The sequence below is a fragment of the Herbiconiux dendrobii genome, assembly GCF_052048175.1.
Classification (GTDB): Bacteria; Actinomycetota; Actinomycetes; order Actinomycetales; family Microbacteriaceae; genus Herbiconiux.
In genome coordinates this window covers 317294-336197 of sequence record NZ_JBLZQV010000003.1, presented here as the reverse complement: position 1 = coordinate 336197, position 18904 = coordinate 317294, and the positions used below count along the sequence as shown (strand labels likewise).

Below are 18904 nucleotides of genomic sequence, written 5' to 3'. Positions count from 1 at the left end.
GGACCCTCATGTCACTCAGAAAGAAGTCCGGTCGTTTCGCCGCCGGCGTCGCCCTGGCCGGGGCCGTCGCGCTCATGGCAACCGCCTGCGCGGGCTCCGGCGGTCCCGCCGAGGTCACCTCCTCCGGCCTCGGAGACATCCCGAAGGACACCAGCGGCACCGTCCGCATCCTGATGGAGAACGTGCCGGACACCGACATCGTCAAAGACCTCGTCACCGAGTTCAACACGGTCTACCCCGACATCACCATCGACATCGAGTCGCTCACCTTCGACCAGATGCGCGACAAGCTGGTCTCCTCGTTCCAGTCGCCCGACCCCGCCTACGACCTGATCGTGGCCGACAACCCGTGGATGGTCGACTTCGCCCAGGCCGGCTTCCTCGAGCCGCTCGACGAGCGCATCGACTCCACCACCGACTACGACCCGGACGACTTCTTCGCGCCGCTGACGGCCATCACCACGGTCGACGACGTGCGCTACGGCGTGCCCTTCTACAACTACGCGCTCGGCTACCTCTACAACACCGCCGACTACGACGCCGCCGGCCTCGCGGTTCCGACCACGCTCGACGAGCTCGTCTCCGACGTCACGGCGCTGAAGACGGCCGACCGCGCGGGGATCGCCATGCAGCCCCAGCGCGGCTACAAGATCTTCGAGGAGTGGGCGAACTGGCTCTTCGCGGCCGGCGGATCGATCTACGACGACGAGGGCAACATCACCCTCGACACCCCCGAGGCTAAGGCCGCACTCGAGGCCTACATCACCGCCTACCAGAACGCCGCCCCGGCCAACAGCCTGAACTGGGCGTTCGACGAGGCGTTCCGCTCGGTCTCCAGCGGCGAAGCCGCGTCGATGATCAGCTACAACTGGAACCTGCCGGCGCTGAACGACCCGGCCGGAGCATCCGGTGCCCTCGCCGGCCAGTTCAAGCTGGCTCCGATGCCCGGTGGCAAGCAGGTGCTCGGCGCCTGGAGCTGGGCCATCCCCACCAACTCGGGTGCGCCCGACGCGGCATGGGCGTTCGCCTCGTGGATCACCTCGAAGGCCGTCGACGTCGAGCGCGTGAGCGCGGGCGGTGCGGCCATCCGTGAGAGCACCCTCGACGACCCGGCGGTGCTCGAAGACGGCTTCGGCGCCGACTACTACGAGGCCGTGAAGCAGATCCTGTCCGACGCGGCGCCGCTCAGCCAGGGTGCGGGCGGCGAGGAGATGATCCAGGCCGTCGGCACCGAGCTGAACGAGGCGGTGGCCGGCACGAAGAGCGTCGACGACGCGCTGCGCGACGCTCAGGCCGCCGCCGAGAAGACCCAGGGCTGAGGCATGGGGATCCGACGACCGACGATGCGGAGAGGCTCCGAGTCGTGAGATTCAAATACGGGATGCTCGCACCCCTGGTGGCCGTGTTCATCGCGGTCGTCGGGTTCCCCCTGCTGTACGCCCTCTATCTCAGCTTCACCGACTACAAGCTCACCGACCGTGGGGCCCCCGACCTGGTGGGATTCGACAACTACCTGTCGACCTTCACCAACCCGTCGTTCTGGGAGGCGTTCGGCGTCACCGCGCTCTACGTGGTGGTGGCCGTCGGCCTCGAGCTCGTGATCGGCCTGGCCATCGCGCTCTCGCTGCAGAAGCAGAAGTGGGCGCGGGACGTGACGCGGTCGATGCTGCTGGCGCCGATGTTCATCACCCCGATCGCCGTCGGCCTGACGTTCCGCTTCCTGCTGAACGATCAGATCGGCGCCATCCCGGAGCTGCTGCGGGGCATCGGCATCAGCTACGACTTCTTCGGCCCGGGCCGAGCCCTGTTCACGCTCGCGTTCATCGACGTGTGGCAGTGGACGCCGTTCATGGTGCTGCTGCTCCTGGCCGGTCTCGAGTCGATCCCCAAGCAGCCGCTCGAGGCCGCCCGGGTCGACGGCGGGACGCCCTGGTACATCTTCCGGCGCATCGTGCTGCCGCTGCTGGCACCCGTGCTGGTGGTCGCGATCCTGCTCCGGGCGCTCGACGCCCTCAAGGTGTTCGAGTACGTGTACGCCACCACGCGCGGCGGTCCGGGCACCGAGACGCAGACGATCCAGTACTTCACCTACCAGACCGGCATCCAGTTCTTCCGGCTGGGAGAGGCGTCGTCGATGGCGTTCGTGGTGCTGGCCGTCGTGCTGACGGTGATCGTGATCGCCTTCCGCCGCCTCGAGAGGAACAAGAGCGCATGAGACGAGTGAGCGGACTGGCGATCGCGAGGATCGCCCTGCTGTGGGCGGCGGCGATCTTCGTGCTCTTCCCGATGATCTGGATCGCCCTGGCGAGCCTGAAGACGCCGGCGCAGCTGAACGACCCGAACCTCGTGGTGTTCGCACCCAGCTTCGAGAGCTGGCAGAACGTGCTGTCGTCGGGCATCCTGGATGCCGCCGGGCGCAGCGCGATCGTGGGTCTGACCACGGTGGCCATCAGCGTGGTGGTCGGCAGCATGGGCGCCTACGTGATCGCCAAGTACCGCGCCGGAGGCACCGCGACGCGGTTCGGGATGCTGGCCGCCCAGGTGCTCCCGCCGGCGGTGCTGGTGTTCCCCTTCCTCACGATGGCCTACGCGCTGAGGCTCAACGACACCCTCGTTCCGGTGATCTTCGCGCACCTCAGCTTCGTGCTGCCGGTGGTCACCTGGTTCCTGATCGGCTTCTTCGAAGCGGTGCCGCGCTCCCTCGAGGAGCAGGCCCGGGTCGACGGGTTCAGCCGGTTCGGCGCGTTCTGGCGCGTCGTGCTCCCTCAGGTGCTGCCCGGCATCGGGGCGGCGGCCATCTTCGGCTTCACGCTGTCGTGGAACGACATGTTCTACGGGCTCATCCTGGCCCCGGGCAAGGCGGCGATCCTCCCGGTGGCGATCGCGGGCTTCAACACCTTCCGGGGTGTGCAGCTCGGGTCGATGAGCGCAGCCATCCTCATCGCGGTGATCCCCGTGGTCATCGCCAGTTTCTTCATCCAGCGCAAGCTCGTCCAGGGCATCAGCGGTGGCGCGGTCAAGTCTTAGGTCTGGTGGAATCTCATGGCAACAGTCACATTCACGAACGTCAACAAGAGCTACGGTCAGACGCAGATCGTCGAGGACCTCAATCTCGAGCTCCCCGACGGCTCGCTGACCGTCTTGGTCGGGCCCTCCGGCTGCGGCAAGTCGACCTCCCTGCGGATGCTCGCGGGGCTCGAGCCGATCACCTCCGGCGAGATCGCGATCGGCGACAAGACGGTGACCCGGCTCGAACCCAAGGACCGCGACGTGGCGATGGTCTTTCAGAACTATGCGCTGTACCCGCATCTGAGCGTGCGCGAGAACATCGCCTTCCCGCTCCGCGCCACGAAGGAGTCGCGGGCCTCCGCGCGCCGGCGCGCCGACGAGGTGGCGGAGTCGCTCGGCCTCACCCACCTGCTCGACCGCAAGCCCAAGGATCTCTCCGGCGGTCAGCAGCAGCGCGTGGCCATCGGCCGGGCGATCATCCGTCAGCCGTCGGTCTTCCTGTTCGACGAACCGCTCAGCAACCTGGATGCCAAGCTCCGGGTCGAGACCCGCACCGAGCTGTTGCAGATCCAGCGCCGGCTCGGCATCACCTCGCTCTACGTGACCCACGACCAGGAGGAGGCCATGACCCTCTCCGACCGGATGGTCGTCATGCGGGAGGGCAAGATCGCGCAGCAGGGCACACCGCTCGAGGTCTACGGCCGGCCGGCGAACACGTTCGTCGCGGCGTTCGTCGGCAGCCCCAAGATGAACCTGATCGACGGCGAGATCGCCCGGGGTGTCTTCGTGGCCGAGGGCGGGCTGCGCTTCGAGCTCGGAACCGACAGCCCGGACGGGCCCGTGACGCTCGGCGTGCGGCCGGACGACCTCGTGGTGGAGACCGGCGGCACTGCCTCGGTCGGGACTCCCGCCTCGGTCGGTCTGGTCGAACTGCTCGGGCCGCGCGCGATCGTCTCGCTCGACGCCGCGGGTATCGCTCTCACCAGCGTGGTGGAGGCCTCGAACCTGTCCGGCGTGACGGAGTCGTCGACGGTGAGCGTGCGCGTGCGCCCCGGCAGCTGGCACCTGTTCGACCTTGCCTCCGGCGAGCGTCTGCCCGAGTGACCGCGTGACCGCGTGAGTTCGGGTGCGCCGAGAGCATCCGCGGCCGTGCGGCCCGGGCCGGCGCGACGCGGGCGCGGCGGGTTCTGGGTGCTCGGCGCCGCGACGGTGTGGGGCACCTCGGGCGCGGCTGCGGCCCTGGTGCCCGAGATCAGCCCGCTGGCGGTGGGCGCGCTCACGCTCGCCGTGTCGGGGATCGTGCTCGGAGCGGTCACGGCCCGCGGGATGGGACGGGTGTTCCGTGCTCCGGGAGCCGGGCCCCTCCTGGCGCTGGCGGCCGGATGCCTCGGCGTCTACATCCTCGCCTTCTTCTCGGGGATGGCGCTGGCGGGCGTCGCGGTCGGCACGGTCATCGCCATCGTCTCCGCGCCGATCGTCGTCGGGGCGATCGAGGCGGTCACCACCTCGACGCGGCCCGGGCGGCGATGGCTGGCGGCGGCCGCTCTCACCCTCGTCGGCGGGGCACTGCTGGTGACCGGGCGGCAGGCCTCGGCGGGGCACGCCGTCGACCCCGCACAGCTGGCCGTCGGATCGGCGATCGCCGTCGTGGCCGGCATCGCCTACGCCGTGTTCACCATCGCGACCTCACGGCTCATCCTGCCCTCGGCCCGCCGGCCGGCCGGGCTGGGGGACGGGCCGGTCATCGGCGCCGTTCAGGGACTGACGGTGATCCCGTTGCTGGGTGTCGCCCTGATTGTCGGAGTCCCCTCGCCCACGGAGATGACCGCCTGGGGTGTGCTGCTCTACATCGGCCTCGTCCCGACGGCCCTCGGCTACCTGCTCTACGCGCGGGGCCTGCGGCACGTCAGCGCCTCGACCGCGTCGGTGCTGACGCTGTTCGAGCCCGTCGTGGCCACGCTGCTCGGTGTCTTCCTGATCGGCGAGGCGCTGTCCCCGTCCGGCTGGGCCGGGCTGGTGCTCGCGATGGCGGGCCTGGTCGCGGCGACCGTCGCGGGAGATGCGGCCGGAGCCGCCGCGCCCGCAGACCGCTAGCGACCGGTGGCCGTGCGATCGATCCCCGTCTGGCGGGAGTCGTCAGCTGAAGGGGAGCGGCTGCTCCTGCGAGACGAGGGTGCCGTAGCCGGCGACGAAGGCGGTGACGCGCACGGCGGCGTAGTCCGCGGCCACTCCGGAGGGGATCGTGCCCGCGAAGTGGCCCGTCGAGTCGGTCGACGGGCGGAACACCGTGACCCACGCGGAGGTGTCCGGATCTTTGCCCTCGATGGCGAACTGCTGCCGCAGCGGGGTGCCGTCGGCGGCCGCGAGGTTGACGTTGACGTACCCGGCACCGCCTCCGATGGAGCTGAAGAACACGGTCAGCGTCGGCTTCGGGTCGGAAGCGGCGGCGGCCGGGGCGGCGATGGCAGCGAGCACGACCGGGGCGGCCCAGGCGCTGTGCAGCACGGCTCGGCGGGTGGGGCCGGAGGGGCTCTGATCGGATCGGGTCATGCTTTCACGCTACTGGCGGGGCAGCCTGCGGACAGGCCCGCGGGGCGCCCGGTTGAGGACTCGTCCTGAAGAGGTCAGCGCGCGTCGAGGCGTTCCGCCACGTCGGCGGGGAAGCCGCCCGTGGAGACGGGGCTCCACCGGGTGGGGGTGATGCGCAGCAGCGACTTGTCCTGCAGCGCCATCGCCTCGCGGTACTCCTGCCAGTCGGGGTGCTCGCCCGAGATGCAGCGGAAGTAGTCGACCAGGCCGTCGGCGGCCTCGGGCATGTGGAGCACCTCCGCGTCGCCGTCGACCTGGATCCAGGCGTCGTTCCAGTCGTCCGACAGCACCAGCACCGAGGCGGCGGAGCGGCGCTCGGCGTTGCGCGTCTTGGCCCGGCCCGGATAGGTGGAGATGACGATGCGGCCCTGCTCGTCGACCCCTCCGGTGACCGGCGACATCTGGGGGCGCCCGTCGGCGCGCGTGGTGGCGACGAGCATCCGGTGCCGGGGTCGCACGAACTCGAGCATGCCGTCGCGGTCGACCGCGGTGGTGGTGGAGATGGTTCTGGCCATGAGTCAACGGTAGGCGACGACGCTGCGTCGTGCAGCGGGGCGCGAGATCACTCCCCGGTGCGCTGCGACCCGTGCTCGGGCTGACGGGAGATCACGAACCCGGCGGACAACACGGCGAGGCAGATGCCGAAGGCGATCGAGAGCGACACGGGCAGGCTCACGGCTCCCGCTCCGACGGTGGCGGTGCTCACTCCGGCGAGGGCGAACTGGGTGAAGCCGATGACCGCCGACGCGGTGCCGGCCGCGCGCGGCACCGCGGTGATCGCAGCGGCCACCGCGTTGCCCTGCAGGAGCCCGAACCCGCCGAGGAAGACCGGCAGGCACAGGGCCATCAGCCCGGCCGGCATCCCGGTGAGGGCCACGAGGGCGAAGGATGCGATGGCCCCCGCCATGACGATGAGCCCGAGGGTGAGGATGCGCCGTGGGGCCCAGCTCACGGCCAGCCGCGACGAGAGGAAGGTTGCGGCGACGAGCGCGAGGGAGTTCGCGCCGAACGCGAGCCCGAACTGGGCCGCGTCGAGCCCGATGACGTCTTGGTAGAGGAAGGGGGCGGCGGAGACGTAGGCCATGAGGCCCGCGAACGCGAAGGCGCAGATGAGGGCGTTGCCGATGAACCGACGTGAGCGCAGATCGCGGAGCGCGGAGCCGTCTTCGGCGGCGCGCCGGCGGAAGTGCTCGCGGCGCTCCGCGGGGTGGGTCTCCGGAATGGCGACGAGGGCCACTATGAGCATCCCGACGGTCAGGGCGAAGACGATCACGAGGGCACCGCGCCAGCCGAGGGGGCCGGCGATGAAGCCGCCGATCACGGGGCCCGCGATCGGGGCGATCCCGCCGATCGTGAAGACCAGGCTGAACGCGCGGGCGGCCGTGGCCCCGGTGGCGATGTCGGCGATGACCGCCCGGCCGATGACCATGCCGGCCGCGCCGGTGGCTCCCTGCACGAAGCGGGCGGCGATCAGCACGGGGAGGGTGGGGGAGAAGACGGCGACGGCACCGGCCACGCAGCAGATGGCGGCGCCGACGATGAGGGGGCGGCGGCGGCCGAATCGGTCCGAGGCGGGGCCCAGGATGAGCTGGCCGACGCCGATCCCGAGCAGCGAGGCGGTGAGGGTGAGCTGCGCACCCGTCTCGTCCACCCCGAAGTCGGCGGCGAGCTGAGGGAACGACGGCAGGTAGAGGTCGGTGGTGACGGGGGCGACGGTGGAGAGGAACGCGATCGCCAGGAAGAGCGGCAGGGGGATGCGTGCCGGAGCGGCGCCCGGGGGAGGCCCGGGCCGGGGTGCGCGGCTCACGCGGTGTCTGCGGCCATCGTGGGGAACGTCTTCGCGTCGCGGTTGTCCATACAGAGACCGTACGCCCGGGCTGCGAACCGGTGAGAGTGTCTGGCAGTACCGGGATGACCCCGCCCTCTCACCCGGGGTGTGACCTCGGGGCAGATCGCCCCGGCCCGGGCGAACCGTGAACATATGTGCAGATCACGTCCAGGAGAGGGCGGGCGTTTCGGGGATCGGATAATTTAGCGACCAGTCACTAACGAAGGAATGCAATGAAGCACATGACTCCGCGTCGCAACGCGATCTGGTTGGCGGTGGCGCTCGCGCTCTGCCTGCTCTCGGCCCTCGGTTCATCCCTCGTCCAGACGGCCGGCGGCCACGTGGCGGTGAAGGACATGCGCTGGGAGACCTCCTCGGGCGAGACCCTGAGCGCACTGCTGTTCAAGCCCGACACCGCCACCGACGAGAACAAGGCGCCCGCCATCGTGGTGAGCCACGGCTGGTGGAACAACCGCGAGATGCAGGACGCGAACTACGTCGAGCTCGCCCGGCGCGGGTACGTCGTCGTGTCGATCGACATGTACGGTCACGGCAACTCCGAGCCGCTCGCCAATGCCGACATCCCCGTGAACGGCACCGGCATGTACGACGCGGTCAAACTCGTCGCCGACCTGCCCTACGTCGACACCTCACGGATCGGCATCACCGGCCACTCCAACGGGGCGCGCGCGGCGAACTACAGCGTCGTGGCCGACAACGCCGCCGATACCCCGCTCATCTCCTCGGTGCTGCTCGTCGACAACGAGGCCTTCTATGCGGATGCCGACGGCGCGTACACGAACATCTACGGCAGCCGTGACGTGGGGCTCGTAGCCGACCAGTACGACGAGTTCTTCTTCCGCAGCTACGACGCCGACGGTGTCGCCCTCACCGCGCCGCGGGACTTCGTTAGCACGCCCAACGCGCAGTCCTTCCTGAACTTCGGCGCCGACCCCGCCGAGGGGACGACCGAGGATCGCCAGGCCGGGGAGTTCTACACCGACACCGTCGACGGAACCGAGGCCGAGCGCATCCTGTACACCCCCGCCCAGACGCATCCGTGGGGCCCGTTCTCGAAGCAGACCGTGAGCGACGTGGTGGACTACTTCGACCACACCCTCGGCGCTCCGAATCCGATCGACGCGGGTGCCCAGGTGTGGCAGTGGAAGGAGTTCTTCAACGCGCTCGGACTCGTCGGCTTCGGGATCTTCCTGGTCGCCTTCGCTCGGGCCCTCCTGTTCACCCGGGCTTTCGCGGGGCTCCGCCGCGCCGAGATCGAGCCCGCGCGTCCGCAGACCCGCAAGGGCCTGGTGTGGTTCTGGGCGTCGATGGCCGTCTCCGCGGTGGTCTCGGGGGTCACGTACGTGGCACTGTCGCAGAACGACACCATCGCCGGTCTCGCGTTCAACGCGGTCCCCTCGCTGTTCCCGCAGGGAGCGGTGTTCTTCATCGCGCTCTGGGCCGCCATCAACGGCGGGGCCGCACTGCTGATCATGCTGGTGTCGTACTTCGCCATCGGTCGGAAGGCCGGGCTCGATCTTCGCGCCGGCGGCATGCTGCCGGGCTGGAAGAAGTTCTTCCAGGCGATCCTGCTCGGGCTCGTCGTGGTGGTCGCTGCGTTCGGGATCGTCGCCGTGGTCGACTACTTCTTCACCAGCGACTTCCGGCTCTGGGTGATCGCGATCAAGTGGTTCACGCCCGACAAGATCCCGCTGGCGCTGCTCGTGCTGCCGTTCTTCCTGCTCTACTTCTTCGCCAACTCGATCGCGGTGAACGTGTTCAACCGCTTCACGCTCGGCGGGCGCGAGTGGATCAACACGGCCGTGCTCGCGCTGTTCAACGCGCTGGCGCCGATCGTGCTGGTCGTGGTGCAGTACACGGTGTTCTTCAGCAGCGGCGAGCTCGTGCCCGGGTTCGGCGGCATCTACAGCATCTGGCTGTTCCCGGTGATCGTCATCCTCGCGGTGGCCGCCGTGGTGGCGCGCAAGCTCTACCGGGTGACGAACAACCCGTACCTCGGCGGGTTCATCATGGCCGCCACGGTGAGCCTGGTCTCGGTGACGAACACGCTCACGGTCACTCAGTAACAGGATGCGGGCGGGGCGGCGGGTGGCGGACGGCACGTGCCGCGTGCCGCTGTCCGCCGCTCAGCTCAGCTCAGCAGGTCGAGGCCCAGCGCCGTCGTGACGACCAGGCGGGTGCCGCGCGCGAACATCGCGTTCACGTCGTCGGCACTCGCCCCGGTCAGCTCGCCGCTCAGTTCGAGCGAGCGGTGCAGTCGGCGGGCGACCACCTCGCGGATGCGCTCGTGGGTTGCGGATGCCGCCCAGGCCTGGAGCTGGAAGCGCAGCAGGTCGGCCTCGGTGATCGTGTTGCGGAAGGCCTCGCCGATGTCGTCGAGGGAGCCGGTTCGCCCTTCGGCCGCCGCCTGATCCAGCCGGCCGCGCGCATCCGCTTCGATGGAGTCGTAGCAGTACTCCACGCAGGCGATGAACAGGTCGAGTTTGCTGCCGAAGAGCTTGAACAGGTAGGGCTGCGAGACGCCGAGAGCGGTGGAGACCACGCTGACGGGCGTGCCGTCGAAGCCGCCGCGAGCGAAGTGGGAGAGCGCCTCCCGGGTCGCGTCGGAACGCCGGATGTCGGCCTTGCTGCTCATAGACCATGACGCTACTGCATGCGACTTCGGCAACCCCTGTTTCCAGTCGCGCCGCCGGGCGAGGAGCGCGTCCTGGGACCGCCGGCCGGAAGGGCCGGTGGAACTCGGCGTGGTCAGTTCGTAAGCGGAGGAATCAGGAGCGATTCGTCGGGAAGCTCCAGCTCGACCGGCTTGGTCTGGTCGACGCCTTCGGGCGTCGCGACCTGCGCGATGTAAGGCACGTCCTTTGCGGTACATGCCCTGTCTGTGGGCGGGATCGTCACCACGAGCTCGGTGGGTGAGGCGACCGAGATCGGGTCCAAGCGCGGACCGCACCCATCCGACGACCAGGTCAGGATCAGCCGGCTGCCATCGACGCTCCACACGGCACCGCGCTCCGCGTCCCCCGAGGGCTCGCTGTAGCTCCAGCTTGAGTCACCCGTCTGGCGTGCTGACAGAGGCGGCGTGCCCGACCCCACGCAAGCGCTCAGTCCCGCCACGATCGACATCGCGAAGGCGACCCCCACTACGCGTCGTCCACTCATGTTCTCCCGATCTGCGCCGACGTCATCCACATGCCGATCTCAATCATCGCCTATTAATGACATATTCTCATTAAAAGAATAGGGTGACCTCGATAGCTATCTCACAAGGAGGACTCGTGTCGAGAGCTGCAAGCCGGTCGCTGCTGGTGATGATTTCAGGATCGGTGACCGCCTGTGTCGTGCTGACGCTCGGCTTCTCGTCTTCGGCGGGTGCTGTCCAGCCGGCGGGTACCGTCTCGGATGTTCCACCAGATGGTGCTCCAGGCGAAGACGCTGCCATGCCAACCACCGATGACTCCGGGATCGACCAGGCTGTCGTCGCGGCCTTCGATCAGAGCAGGGCTCAGGAGCGTGGCGTATCAGTCGAAAGGGTTCGAGCGGACGATCAGGCCGGTTCGGAGCTGGGCGCGCTTGCCGCAACGTTGGAAGGCGATTTTCCCGATCTGTACATCCAAAGCGAGTGGCGCTCCACCTCGTATCCGAACGCGCAGATCGTGCTGGCGAGCGAACCTCCGGAGGCCGTGCGCCACATGATCGAAACGGCTCCGTTTCCTATTGACGTAGTCGTTGCGAGCGAGGGGCCAGACCGGTGGGAGGCCATGGCGATCGTCGAGGAGATGCAGGAGGCGTTGACCGCCGATTCGGATCGCACATCAGTCGGAAGCTACGATCCGCTCACGAGAACGTACAGCCTGACGGTCGAGGGTCCTCGACCAGATGCGGGCGTGCTGCAGCACGTGACGGGGTTGGCGGCGGGCCAGGCGATCAACCTCGAGTTCGGCGACGATGCATCTCGAGCTGAACCGGCGTACTTCGGAGGGGAAGGAGGCTTCTACGGCTGCACCGCAGGCTTCGTCGTTCGTAATGGTTCGACGTTCGGTATCTCGACAGCAAATCACTGCCCGGTGCCGAAGGCCACCTTCACCTACATGGGAGTGGCCTTCGGTTGGGGAGGAAGCCTTGACCGAACCTATGGTGACGCGCAGTGGGGCTGGACCGCCGGAGGTACGCCACTGCCGATGTTCCGACAAACCACCCTGTTGGTTCTGACCGCGCGGGGGATTGTGGGACCGTACATCGGACTCGGTCACTGTACATTCGGCATTAAGACCAAGACGAGTTGCTCGACGGTAGTCGGTCTGAACACCGTTGTGAACTACGGCCCTGCTGACGGCACATACCGAAACCTCGTCCGCGACGGTGGAAGCCACGTGGATCACGGGGACAGTGGCGGCCCCAACTTCGGAACCGGTGGCCAAGTGCTCGGCTACACCTCGGGATTCAACTCTGATTACTCGTTCTGGACCGCCTCGTCGGCGCTCCACAACTTCGCATATGTCACCGCCTTCGTCGACTGATGCCGCTCGGCGGACGGGCTCACCGACGGGTGTCGTTTTGCAGAATGCGGGCGGGCGTGGTCAGCTACCGGGGTGACTGTGGATTCCGGCCAGACGTGGATGTTCACCCGGGCGCGCCGGAGGGACGCCCCCGTGATGCGCCAACTCGCCCGACTCGCCTACAGCACCTACGTCGATCGGATCGGGCGCGAGCCTGCACCGATGACCAGCGACTACGAGCAGATCGCCTCATCCGGCACGGCGATCCTCGTCTGGCGCGAATCGCGGGTCGACGGGATGCTCGTCTTCAGCCTCGAGGCCGACGGACTGCTGGTGGAGAACATCGCCGTCAGTCCCCAGGCGCAGGGGTCGGGGCTGGGCTCCGCGCTCCTCGCGCAGGCGGAACGCCTCGCGGTCAAACGAGGGAAGCAGTGGGTGCGCCTCTACACGAACGAAGCGATGGTCGAGAACCTGGCCTTCTATCCACGCCGCGGGTACGTCGAGACGCACCGCGGCACGGTCGACGGCTACGCGCGCGTCTATTTCGCCAAGCAGCTCCACCTGGAGTGACGCCCGCGCGGGGCGCCGCTGCGTCAGCGGAGGTGGAGGCCGTCGAGGAGCAGGCGCACCATCGGGTTCGGGGATCCGTCGGGGGAGGGGGCGCGGTGGCTGAGGTCGCCGACGGCCTGGAGGAGTTCGAGCGGGTCGACGCCGGGGCGCACGTCGCCGGCCGCCGCCGCCGCATCGAGCAGTGATGTGATGGCGGGGCCCAGTTTGCCGGTGAAGTGCGCGGGCAGGGCGTCGAACGCCGGATCGCCCGAGCGCAGCGCGGCGGACAGTCCCTGCTTGGTGGCGACGAAGCGGGTGAACCGCGTGATCCAGAGGTCGAGGGCTTCGCCCGGCGGATGCTCGGCCAGCAGCTCGGCCGCGGCGGCGGCGGTGGCGTCGATCTCCGTCGTGAAGACGGCCGCCACGAGCTCCGCACGGTTCGGGAAGTGCCGGTAGAGCGTGCCGACGCCGACGCCCGCCTCGGCCGCGATGTCGCGGGCCGGCGCATCCACTCCCGAGCGGGCGAACACGGTGCGGGCCGCGACCAGCAGGGTGTCGAGGTTCTGGCGCGCATCCGCCCGCACCTTGCGCGGCGCTTCCGATGACGTCACGGCAGGGCCCCTTGCTTAAGCGGAACAATGTTCCGTATAGTGGACGAGAGATAGCGGAACGTTGTTCCGTATTCGATCCTACAGGAGGACCCCATGCAGTATCGCCCCCTCGGCCGCACCGGAATCAAGGTCACGCCCTTCGCGCTGGGCGCCATGATGCTCGGCACGTTCGGCAACCCCGACCGCCAGGAGGGCGTACGGATCATCCATCGCGCGCTCGACGGCGGCATCAACTTCATCGACACCGCCGATCGCTACGGAGACTCGGAGGAGGTGGTCGGTGAGGCGCTCGCCGGCCGGCGCGACGAGGTCGTGCTCGCCACCAAGTTCTGGGGTCCCGTCGACGACGACGTGAACCACCGCGGCGCCTCGCGCCGGTGGATCCGCCAGGCGGTCGAACGCTCCCTGCGCAACCTGCGCACCGACCGCATCGACCTCTACCAGCTGCACCGCCCCGATCCGGAGACCGACATCGACGAGACGCTCTCGGTGCTCACCGATCTCGTGCGCGAGGGCAAGGTGCTCGCCATCGGCACGTCGTCGATGCGGGGCTCCGAGATCGTCGAGGCCCAGTGGATGTCGGAGCGACGCGGCTTCGAGCGGTTCCGCACCGAGCAGCCGAACTACTCCATCCTCGACCGCGAGATCGAGCGCGAGATCCTGCCGGTCGCCCAGCGGTACGGCATGGGCACGCTCGTCTACAGCCCTCTGGCCGGCGGGGCGCTCTCGGGCAAGTACCGCGCGGGCCAGGCGAACGACAACTTCCGGGCGGGCACCGGCATGCGGCACTTCCGCGACGAGCGGCGGCTCGCGGTGATCGAAGAGCTCATCGCGCTGTCGCAGGAGGTGGGCATCCCGCTCACCCACCTGGCGATGGCGTTCACGATCGCGCATCCGGGCGTCACCTCGGCGATCGCGGGGCCGCGCACGATGGAGCAGCTCGAAGACACCCTCGCCGGCGCCGACGTCTCGCTCTCCGACGAGATTCTCGACCGCATCGACGCCATCGTGCCGCCCGGTGAGAGCATCGGCGCGATGGACATGGTGTACCGCGGGCCCGAGGTGGCGGATGCCGCGTCCCGTCGCCGCCCCGACTCGGCCCGCTCGGCGCGGTAGCGAGCCGGGGGCCGGGCCGGGCCGGGGGCCGGGCCGGGCCGGGCGGCTCGGGCGGGGTCAGTCCTGCTGCGAGAACGCGGCGTCGAACGAGGCCTGCGGGGCCGCCCAGAGCAGAGAGCGCACGAACTCGAGCGCCTCGGGGGCTCCGTGCAGCCGGTCCATGCCGGCGTCCTCCCACTCGATCGAGATGGGGCCGGCGTAGCCGACGGAGCGCAGCGCACGGAACGCGTCCTCCCACGGCACGTCGCCGCGGCCGGTCGACACGAAGTCCCAGCCGCGCCGCGGGTCGCCCCAGGCCAGGTGCGATCCGAGCACGCCCGAGCGGCCGTTGGCGGGGCGCAGCCGGGTGTCCTTGCAGTCCACGTGGTAGATGCGGTCGCGGAAGTCGGAGATGAAGCCGACGCTGTCGATGCCCTGCCACATCATGTGCGAGGGGTCCCAGTTGAAGCCGAAGGCCGCGCGGTGGCCGATCGCCTCGAGCGTGCGCACACTCGTCCAGTAGTCGTAGGCGATCTCCGAGGGGTGCACCTCGTGCGCGAACCGCACGCCCTCGTCGTCGAAGACGTCGAGGATCGGGTTCCAGCGGTCGGCGAAGTCCTGGTAGCCCTCGTCGATGACCGAGGCCGGCACGGGCGGGAACTGCGCCACGTAGGGCCAGATCTTCGAGCCGGTGAACCCGACGACCGTCTCGGCCCCGAGCCGGCGGGCCACCCGCGCCGCGCGCTTCATGTCCTCCGCCGCGCGCTGCCGCACACCCTCCGCCTCGCCGTCGCCCCAGGTGTAGGGGCGCAGGATCGCCTTGTGCCTGAAGTCGATCGGGTCGTCGCAGACCGCCTGACCGGTGAGGTGGTTGGAGATGGCCCAGACCCTCAGCCGGTGGTGCTCGAGCACGTCCAGGCGGCTCTGCAGGTAGCCGGGGTCTTCATCCGCCCGCTTCAGGTCGAGGTGGTCTCCGGATGCCGCGATCTCCAGCCCGTCGTAGCCCCAGTCCGCCGCCAGCCGCGCCACCTCCTCGAAGGGGAGATCCGCCCACTGCCCGGTGAACAGGGTGACCGGTGTCGAATCGTGCGACGTGTCCGCTGTCGTCATCATGGTCGCTCCTCAGCAATTCGTGCGAAACCGGTCGCGCCCGCCGCGGTGTCGGGGGAGGTGACGGTCACCCACCGTTCTGTCACAGACGATTGGATCACGGCATCGGTCAGTGAGGCGGCCCGGTAGCCGTCGGCGAAGGTCGGGAGGCCCTGGGGCGAGGCGCCCTGCGCGGCTTCGTAGGCATCCGTCATGAAGGCGTTGAACGCATCCTGGTAGCCCTGCGGATGGCCGGCGGGAAGCAGGGACAGGCGCTGGCTGGCGGCGCCCCGCATCCCCGTGCTGCCGCTGGTGATCGTGCTGTTCCGGTCGAGCCCGCCCACCCAGAAGGAGTTCGGGTCTTCCTGGTTGAACTCGTAGGAGCCCTCCGTGCCGTCGAACGAGAACCACAGGCGGTTCTTGCGGCCCTGGGAGATCTGGCTGAGCGTCAGCGATCCGGCGGCGCCCCGATCGGTCTCGAACATCACCAGCGAGGCGTCCTCGTTGCCGACCGGGCGATCCGATCCGCCCCGCCGGCTGTACGAGGTGATGAGCCGGGCGCTGACGCGCGTGATGCGGTGCCCGGTCACGAACTCCATGAGGTCGCACCAGTGCACGCCGATGTCGGCGAACGCCCGCGACGGGCCGCCATCCTGCGAACTGACCCGCCAGTTGGTGGCGGTGCGGGCGGCCAGCCAGTCCTGCAGGTACGAGCCGTGGATGAGGAGGAGCTCACCGGCGTCGCCCGCCCGGATCCGCTCCCGGATCTCGTGGATCGCCGGGTAGTACCGGTAGACGAAAGGGACCGCCGTCGAGATGCGGGCCCGCTCCGCGGCGTCGTGGAGGGTGCGCGCATCCGCCGCCGTCGTAGCCAGCGGCTTCTCGCAGACCACCGCCTTGGCCGCCTCGATGGCGGCGCCGGCCTGGGCGAGGTGGAGGTTGTTCGGGGTGCAGATGTGCACGACGTCGATCTGGTCGGACTCGATCAATTCCGCCGCGGAGGCGAACCGGATCGGGACACTCAGCCGCTCGGCGGCGCGATCCGTGCTGGCAGCGGAGGAACTCACGATGCCGCGCACCTCGTGGCCGGCGGCGCGCACCGCGCGGGCGTGGACCTCGGCCATGAAGCCGCCACCGACGATGCCGGCTCTCAAGGGGGTGCTCACGTGTTGCTGCCTTCTCTTCGATGGATGGGGCCGGGGTTCCCGCGTGGTGTGGGAACCCCGGTCGGGCGCCGTGCGGGCGGCTACTCGCCTTGGAGGGTGCCGCTGGCCCGGTCGAGCTGCGGCACCGGCGTCCAGGCGCCGGTCTCGGCACTGCGCAGGATGGCGTCTTCGACGAGCGCGACCTGATAGCCGTCACCGAAGTCGGGTCGCACGGAGCCTCCCTCCGCGATGGCGGTGAAGAAGTCGTGCGCCTCGATGATCTTCGTCTCGCCGTACCCGATGCCCAAGGCCGGGATGGGCCACAGGGCCGAGCCGTTGGGGTGGTTCGGTCCGGTGTACACCGTGCGGAAGCCTCGCCGGTCGTCGCCGTCGGAGCGGAAGCACACCTGCAGCTCGTCGCGGTTCTCGTAGTTGAAGTAGATCGAGCCCTCGGTGCCGTGGATCTCGAGCGTGATGAAGTTGTTGCGGCCCCACGCGTTGCGGGTGGCCTCGAGCGACCCGACCGCGCCGTTGGCGAACTTCACCATCGTGAGCACCTCGTCGTCGACGTCGACGGCCTCCTTCGGAGCGCCGGCACTGCGCGACGCCCCGAGCGAGTCCGATCCGCCCGACTGCGCCGGCCGTTCGGCGATGTAGGTCTTCGTCAGCGCCGTCACGTCGCTGATCGTACCCACCAGGTAGTGGGCAAGATCGATGACGTGGCTCAGGATGTCGCCGACCGCGCCCGAGCCGGCGACCGACTTCTTGAACCGCCACGACAGCGGGGAGTCGGGATCGGCCGACCAGTCCTGCAGGTAGGTGCCGCGCAGGTTCAGGATCTCGCCGATCGCGCCCTCCTCGATGTACTTCTTGGCCAGCGCCACCGCCGGCGTGCGCCGGTAGTTGAAGGCGACCATGTTCACCGAGCCGGATTCCCGCGAGGCGGCATACATCCGAGCCGCGTCTTCGAGGGTGTGGGCGAGCGGTTTCTCGCAGATCACGTGCTTCCCGGCCTGGAGGGCCGCGATCGCCATCTCGGGGTGCAGATTGTTCGGCGTCGCGATGTCGACGACGTCGATCTCGGGGTCGTCGACGATCGAGCGCCAGTCGCTCGTCGATCCGGTGAAACCGAACCGGGTGGCGGCATCCGCGGCGAGCTCGGGCGTGGCCTCGGCGATGGTGCGCTTCACGGGCAGGAACTCGGAGGGCCAGAAGAACATCGGCACGCCGGAGTAGGCCAGCGAGTGCGCCTTGCCCATGAAGCCGCCTCCGATGAGGCCGACGGTGATTTCTCTCATGATGATGCTCTTTCTGTTCAGCGTTCGGTGACGGTCGCCTGCGCGGCCTCGTTGGCCTCGCGGATGCGGTCGGTCATGTCGGTGTAGAACTCGTCCTGGGGGTCCTTGATACCCCAGCCGCGGCCGAGGTTCTCGATGTAGCCGCACCAGTGCCAGCCGATGATCCACGGCTCGGCCATCACGGTGGCGAGTCCGTTCTTGTAGTCCTCGCCGCGCTCCGCCTGCGTCTGCATGTCGCTCGTGCGGTGCGGGTTCAGCTCGGTGGGAACCCAGTTGCCGATGTCGGCGATGACGACGGGCTTGCCCGTGAGCTCGTGCCAGCCGCGCAGGTCGGAGATCATCGTGGCGTACTCGGCGTCGGTCTTGCCGGTGAAGTACTGCACCGACAGCACGTCGACGAACGGCACCATCGCGCGCAGCACCGCCTCGGGGATGCCCTTGTTGCCGTTGTAGCGGTCGCCCAGGATGAGGTGGTTCGGGTCGTAGCGGCGGATCGCCTCGGTGACGGTCTTGTAGTACTGCGTGGCCACCTCGAACAGCTTCGCGTCGTGCTCCTCCGGGGAGAGGCCCTCGAAGCCGGGCCAGAACCGGCCGGCGGCGTGGGGGAGCCAGGCGGGGATGTCGACCAGGAAGTAGCCGATCAGGTTCTGGCTGTTCTTGTGGTCGGAGACCATCCGGCGGGCGACCCAGTCGGCGTACTTCTGGAAGTCCTCGCCGTACACGTCGCGGAACGCGGGGTGCCCGTTCCAGTCCTCGATCTCCTGCACCCGCAGCTGCACCACGTAGGGCAGGCCGGCGTCGAGCAGGTGCTCATCGGGCCAGGGGGAGGAGTGGCCCAAGTCGACGGGGTCGCCGAACCAGTCCAGCGCCTCGCCCCAGCCGCCGCTGATGTACTGGCAGGTCCAGCCGATGGTGTTGAAGTCGAGGTCTCGGAGGTCGCGCACCACGCCCTCGGTCCAGCGCTTGCGGGAGCCGTACTTCTTCTCGAAGACCTCCACGTTGTGCGGGTAGCGCAGGTCGCTGTCGTCGAGGTGGTTGAGGGCCAGCGACACGAAGGGCTCGCCCTGCGGGTCGACGAAGCTCCAGGCGCCGGACTCGTTCTGCCGGACGGTGAAGAAGGCGCTGGTGTCGGATTCGGGGGTGCTCATGGTGTTCTCTCCTTTAAAGACGGGGG

At 69.0% G+C, this 18904-nt stretch carries 19 protein-coding genes; 9 read left to right on the top strand and 10 right to left on the bottom strand.

Going from position 1 to position 18904, the window contains the following annotated elements:
- The first annotated feature begins 8 nt into the window (after positions 1–8).
- From ACN4JJ_RS10505 to ACN4JJ_RS10485, 5 genes are read left to right on the top strand one after another with little or no spacing between them, the layout of a single operon-like run.
- The gene (locus tag ACN4JJ_RS10505) at positions 9–1319 is read left to right on the top strand and encodes an ABC transporter substrate-binding protein (protein WP_440709858.1); all 1311 of its coding nucleotides are present in this window, start codon (positions 9–11) and stop codon (positions 1317–1319) included.
- 44 nt (positions 1320–1363) lie between these two features.
- Positions 1364–2215 carry a carbohydrate ABC transporter permease gene (locus tag ACN4JJ_RS10500; protein ID WP_440709857.1) on the top strand — a complete coding sequence of 284 codons (852 nt, stop codon included), beginning with the start codon at positions 1364–1366 and terminating at the stop codon, positions 2213–2215.
- The gene (locus ACN4JJ_RS10495) at positions 2212–3027 is read left to right on the top strand and encodes a carbohydrate ABC transporter permease (RefSeq protein WP_440709856.1); all 816 of its coding nucleotides are present in this window, start codon (positions 2212–2214) and stop codon (positions 3025–3027) included. Before ACN4JJ_RS10500 ends, ACN4JJ_RS10495 begins: the two co-directional genes overlap by 4 nt.
- Before the next feature lie 15 nt (positions 3028–3042).
- A complete protein-coding gene (locus ACN4JJ_RS10490; RefSeq protein ID WP_440709855.1) occupies positions 3043–4113 on the top strand; it encodes an ABC transporter ATP-binding protein in 1071 nt (356 codons plus the stop codon).
- 12 nt (positions 4114–4125) lie between these two features.
- Positions 4126–5103 (top strand): DMT family transporter, encoded by a 978-nt coding sequence (locus ACN4JJ_RS10485; RefSeq protein ID WP_440709854.1) that lies wholly within the window; start codon positions 4126–4128, stop codon positions 5101–5103.
- A 42-nt stretch (positions 5104–5145) separates the two neighbouring features.
- Here ACN4JJ_RS10485 and ACN4JJ_RS10480 read toward each other — a convergent pair whose 3' ends face one another.
- From ACN4JJ_RS10480 to ACN4JJ_RS10470, 3 genes are all read right to left on the bottom strand, one after another.
- Positions 5146–5559 (bottom strand): hypothetical protein, encoded by a 414-nt coding sequence (locus tag ACN4JJ_RS10480; RefSeq protein WP_440709853.1) that lies wholly within the window; start codon positions 5557–5559, stop codon positions 5146–5148.
- 74 nt (positions 5560–5633) lie between these two features.
- A complete protein-coding gene (locus tag ACN4JJ_RS10475; RefSeq protein ID WP_440709852.1) occupies positions 5634–6113 on the bottom strand; it encodes a PPOX class F420-dependent oxidoreductase in 480 nt (159 codons plus the stop codon).
- Between the two features lie 47 nt (positions 6114–6160).
- Entirely contained in the window at positions 6161–7405 is a 1245-nt protein-coding gene (locus ACN4JJ_RS10470) for a multidrug effflux MFS transporter (protein ID WP_440709851.1), read from the bottom strand.
- A 254-nt stretch (positions 7406–7659) separates the two neighbouring features.
- Between ACN4JJ_RS10470 and ACN4JJ_RS10465 the strand changes: the two genes are divergently transcribed.
- Positions 7660–9513, top strand: coding sequence for an alpha/beta hydrolase family protein (locus ACN4JJ_RS10465; protein ID WP_440709850.1), 1854 nt, complete (start codon positions 7660–7662; stop codon positions 9511–9513).
- 65 nt (positions 9514–9578) lie between these two features.
- On the opposite strand, the gene ACN4JJ_RS10460 is transcribed toward ACN4JJ_RS10465, so the two are convergent.
- Positions 9579–10082 carry a TetR/AcrR family transcriptional regulator gene (locus tag ACN4JJ_RS10460; protein WP_440709849.1) on the bottom strand — a complete coding sequence of 168 codons (504 nt, stop codon included), beginning with the start codon at positions 10080–10082 and terminating at the stop codon, positions 9579–9581.
- A gap of 113 nt (positions 10083–10195) precedes the next feature.
- Positions 10196–10636, bottom strand: coding sequence for a hypothetical protein (locus ACN4JJ_RS10455; protein ID WP_440709848.1), 441 nt, complete (start codon positions 10634–10636; stop codon positions 10196–10198).
- An 86-nt stretch (positions 10637–10722) separates the two neighbouring features.
- Here ACN4JJ_RS10455 and ACN4JJ_RS10450 point away from each other — a divergent pair, with 86 nt between their 5' ends.
- Together ACN4JJ_RS10450 and ACN4JJ_RS10445 are read left to right on the top strand one after the other, a co-directional pair.
- Positions 10723–11964, top strand: a complete 1242-nt coding sequence (locus tag ACN4JJ_RS10450) for a chymotrypsin family serine protease (RefSeq protein WP_440709847.1) — start codon at positions 10723–10725, stop codon at positions 11962–11964.
- A 72-nt stretch (positions 11965–12036) separates the two neighbouring features.
- Positions 12037–12513: a GNAT family N-acetyltransferase gene (locus ACN4JJ_RS10445; RefSeq protein ID WP_440709846.1), complete on the top strand. Its 477-nt coding sequence runs from the start codon at positions 12037–12039 to the stop codon at positions 12511–12513.
- Positions 12514–12536: 23 nt separating this feature from the next.
- On the opposite strand, the gene ACN4JJ_RS10440 is transcribed toward ACN4JJ_RS10445, so the two are convergent.
- Positions 12537–13103, bottom strand: a complete 567-nt coding sequence (locus tag ACN4JJ_RS10440) for a TetR/AcrR family transcriptional regulator (protein WP_440709845.1) — start codon at positions 13101–13103, stop codon at positions 12537–12539.
- A 93-nt stretch (positions 13104–13196) separates the two neighbouring features.
- On the opposite strand from ACN4JJ_RS10440, the gene ACN4JJ_RS10435 reads away from it, so the two are divergent.
- Positions 13197–14219 (top strand): aldo/keto reductase, encoded by a 1023-nt coding sequence (locus tag ACN4JJ_RS10435; RefSeq protein ID WP_440709844.1) that lies wholly within the window; start codon positions 13197–13199, stop codon positions 14217–14219.
- A 57-nt stretch (positions 14220–14276) separates the two neighbouring features.
- Here ACN4JJ_RS10435 and ACN4JJ_RS10430 read toward each other — a convergent pair whose 3' ends face one another.
- From ACN4JJ_RS10430 to ACN4JJ_RS10415, 4 genes are all read right to left on the bottom strand, one after another.
- Positions 14277–15311 (bottom strand): sugar phosphate isomerase/epimerase family protein, encoded by a 1035-nt coding sequence (locus ACN4JJ_RS10430; protein WP_440709843.1) that lies wholly within the window; start codon positions 15309–15311, stop codon positions 14277–14279.
- The gene (locus tag ACN4JJ_RS10425) at positions 15308–16453 is read right to left on the bottom strand and encodes a Gfo/Idh/MocA family protein (RefSeq protein ID WP_440709842.1); all 1146 of its coding nucleotides are present in this window, start codon (positions 16451–16453) and stop codon (positions 15308–15310) included. The genes ACN4JJ_RS10430 and ACN4JJ_RS10425 overlap by 4 nt, the downstream gene beginning before the upstream one ends.
- A gap of 80 nt (positions 16454–16533) precedes the next feature.
- A complete protein-coding gene (locus ACN4JJ_RS10420; RefSeq protein ID WP_440709841.1) occupies positions 16534–17730 on the bottom strand; it encodes a levoglucosan dehydrogenase in 1197 nt (398 codons plus the stop codon).
- A gap of 17 nt (positions 17731–17747) precedes the next feature.
- Positions 17748–18878 carry a glycoside hydrolase 5 family protein gene (locus ACN4JJ_RS10415; RefSeq protein WP_440709840.1) on the bottom strand — a complete coding sequence of 377 codons (1131 nt, stop codon included), beginning with the start codon at positions 18876–18878 and terminating at the stop codon, positions 17748–17750.
- Positions 18879–18904 lie beyond the last annotated feature (26 nt).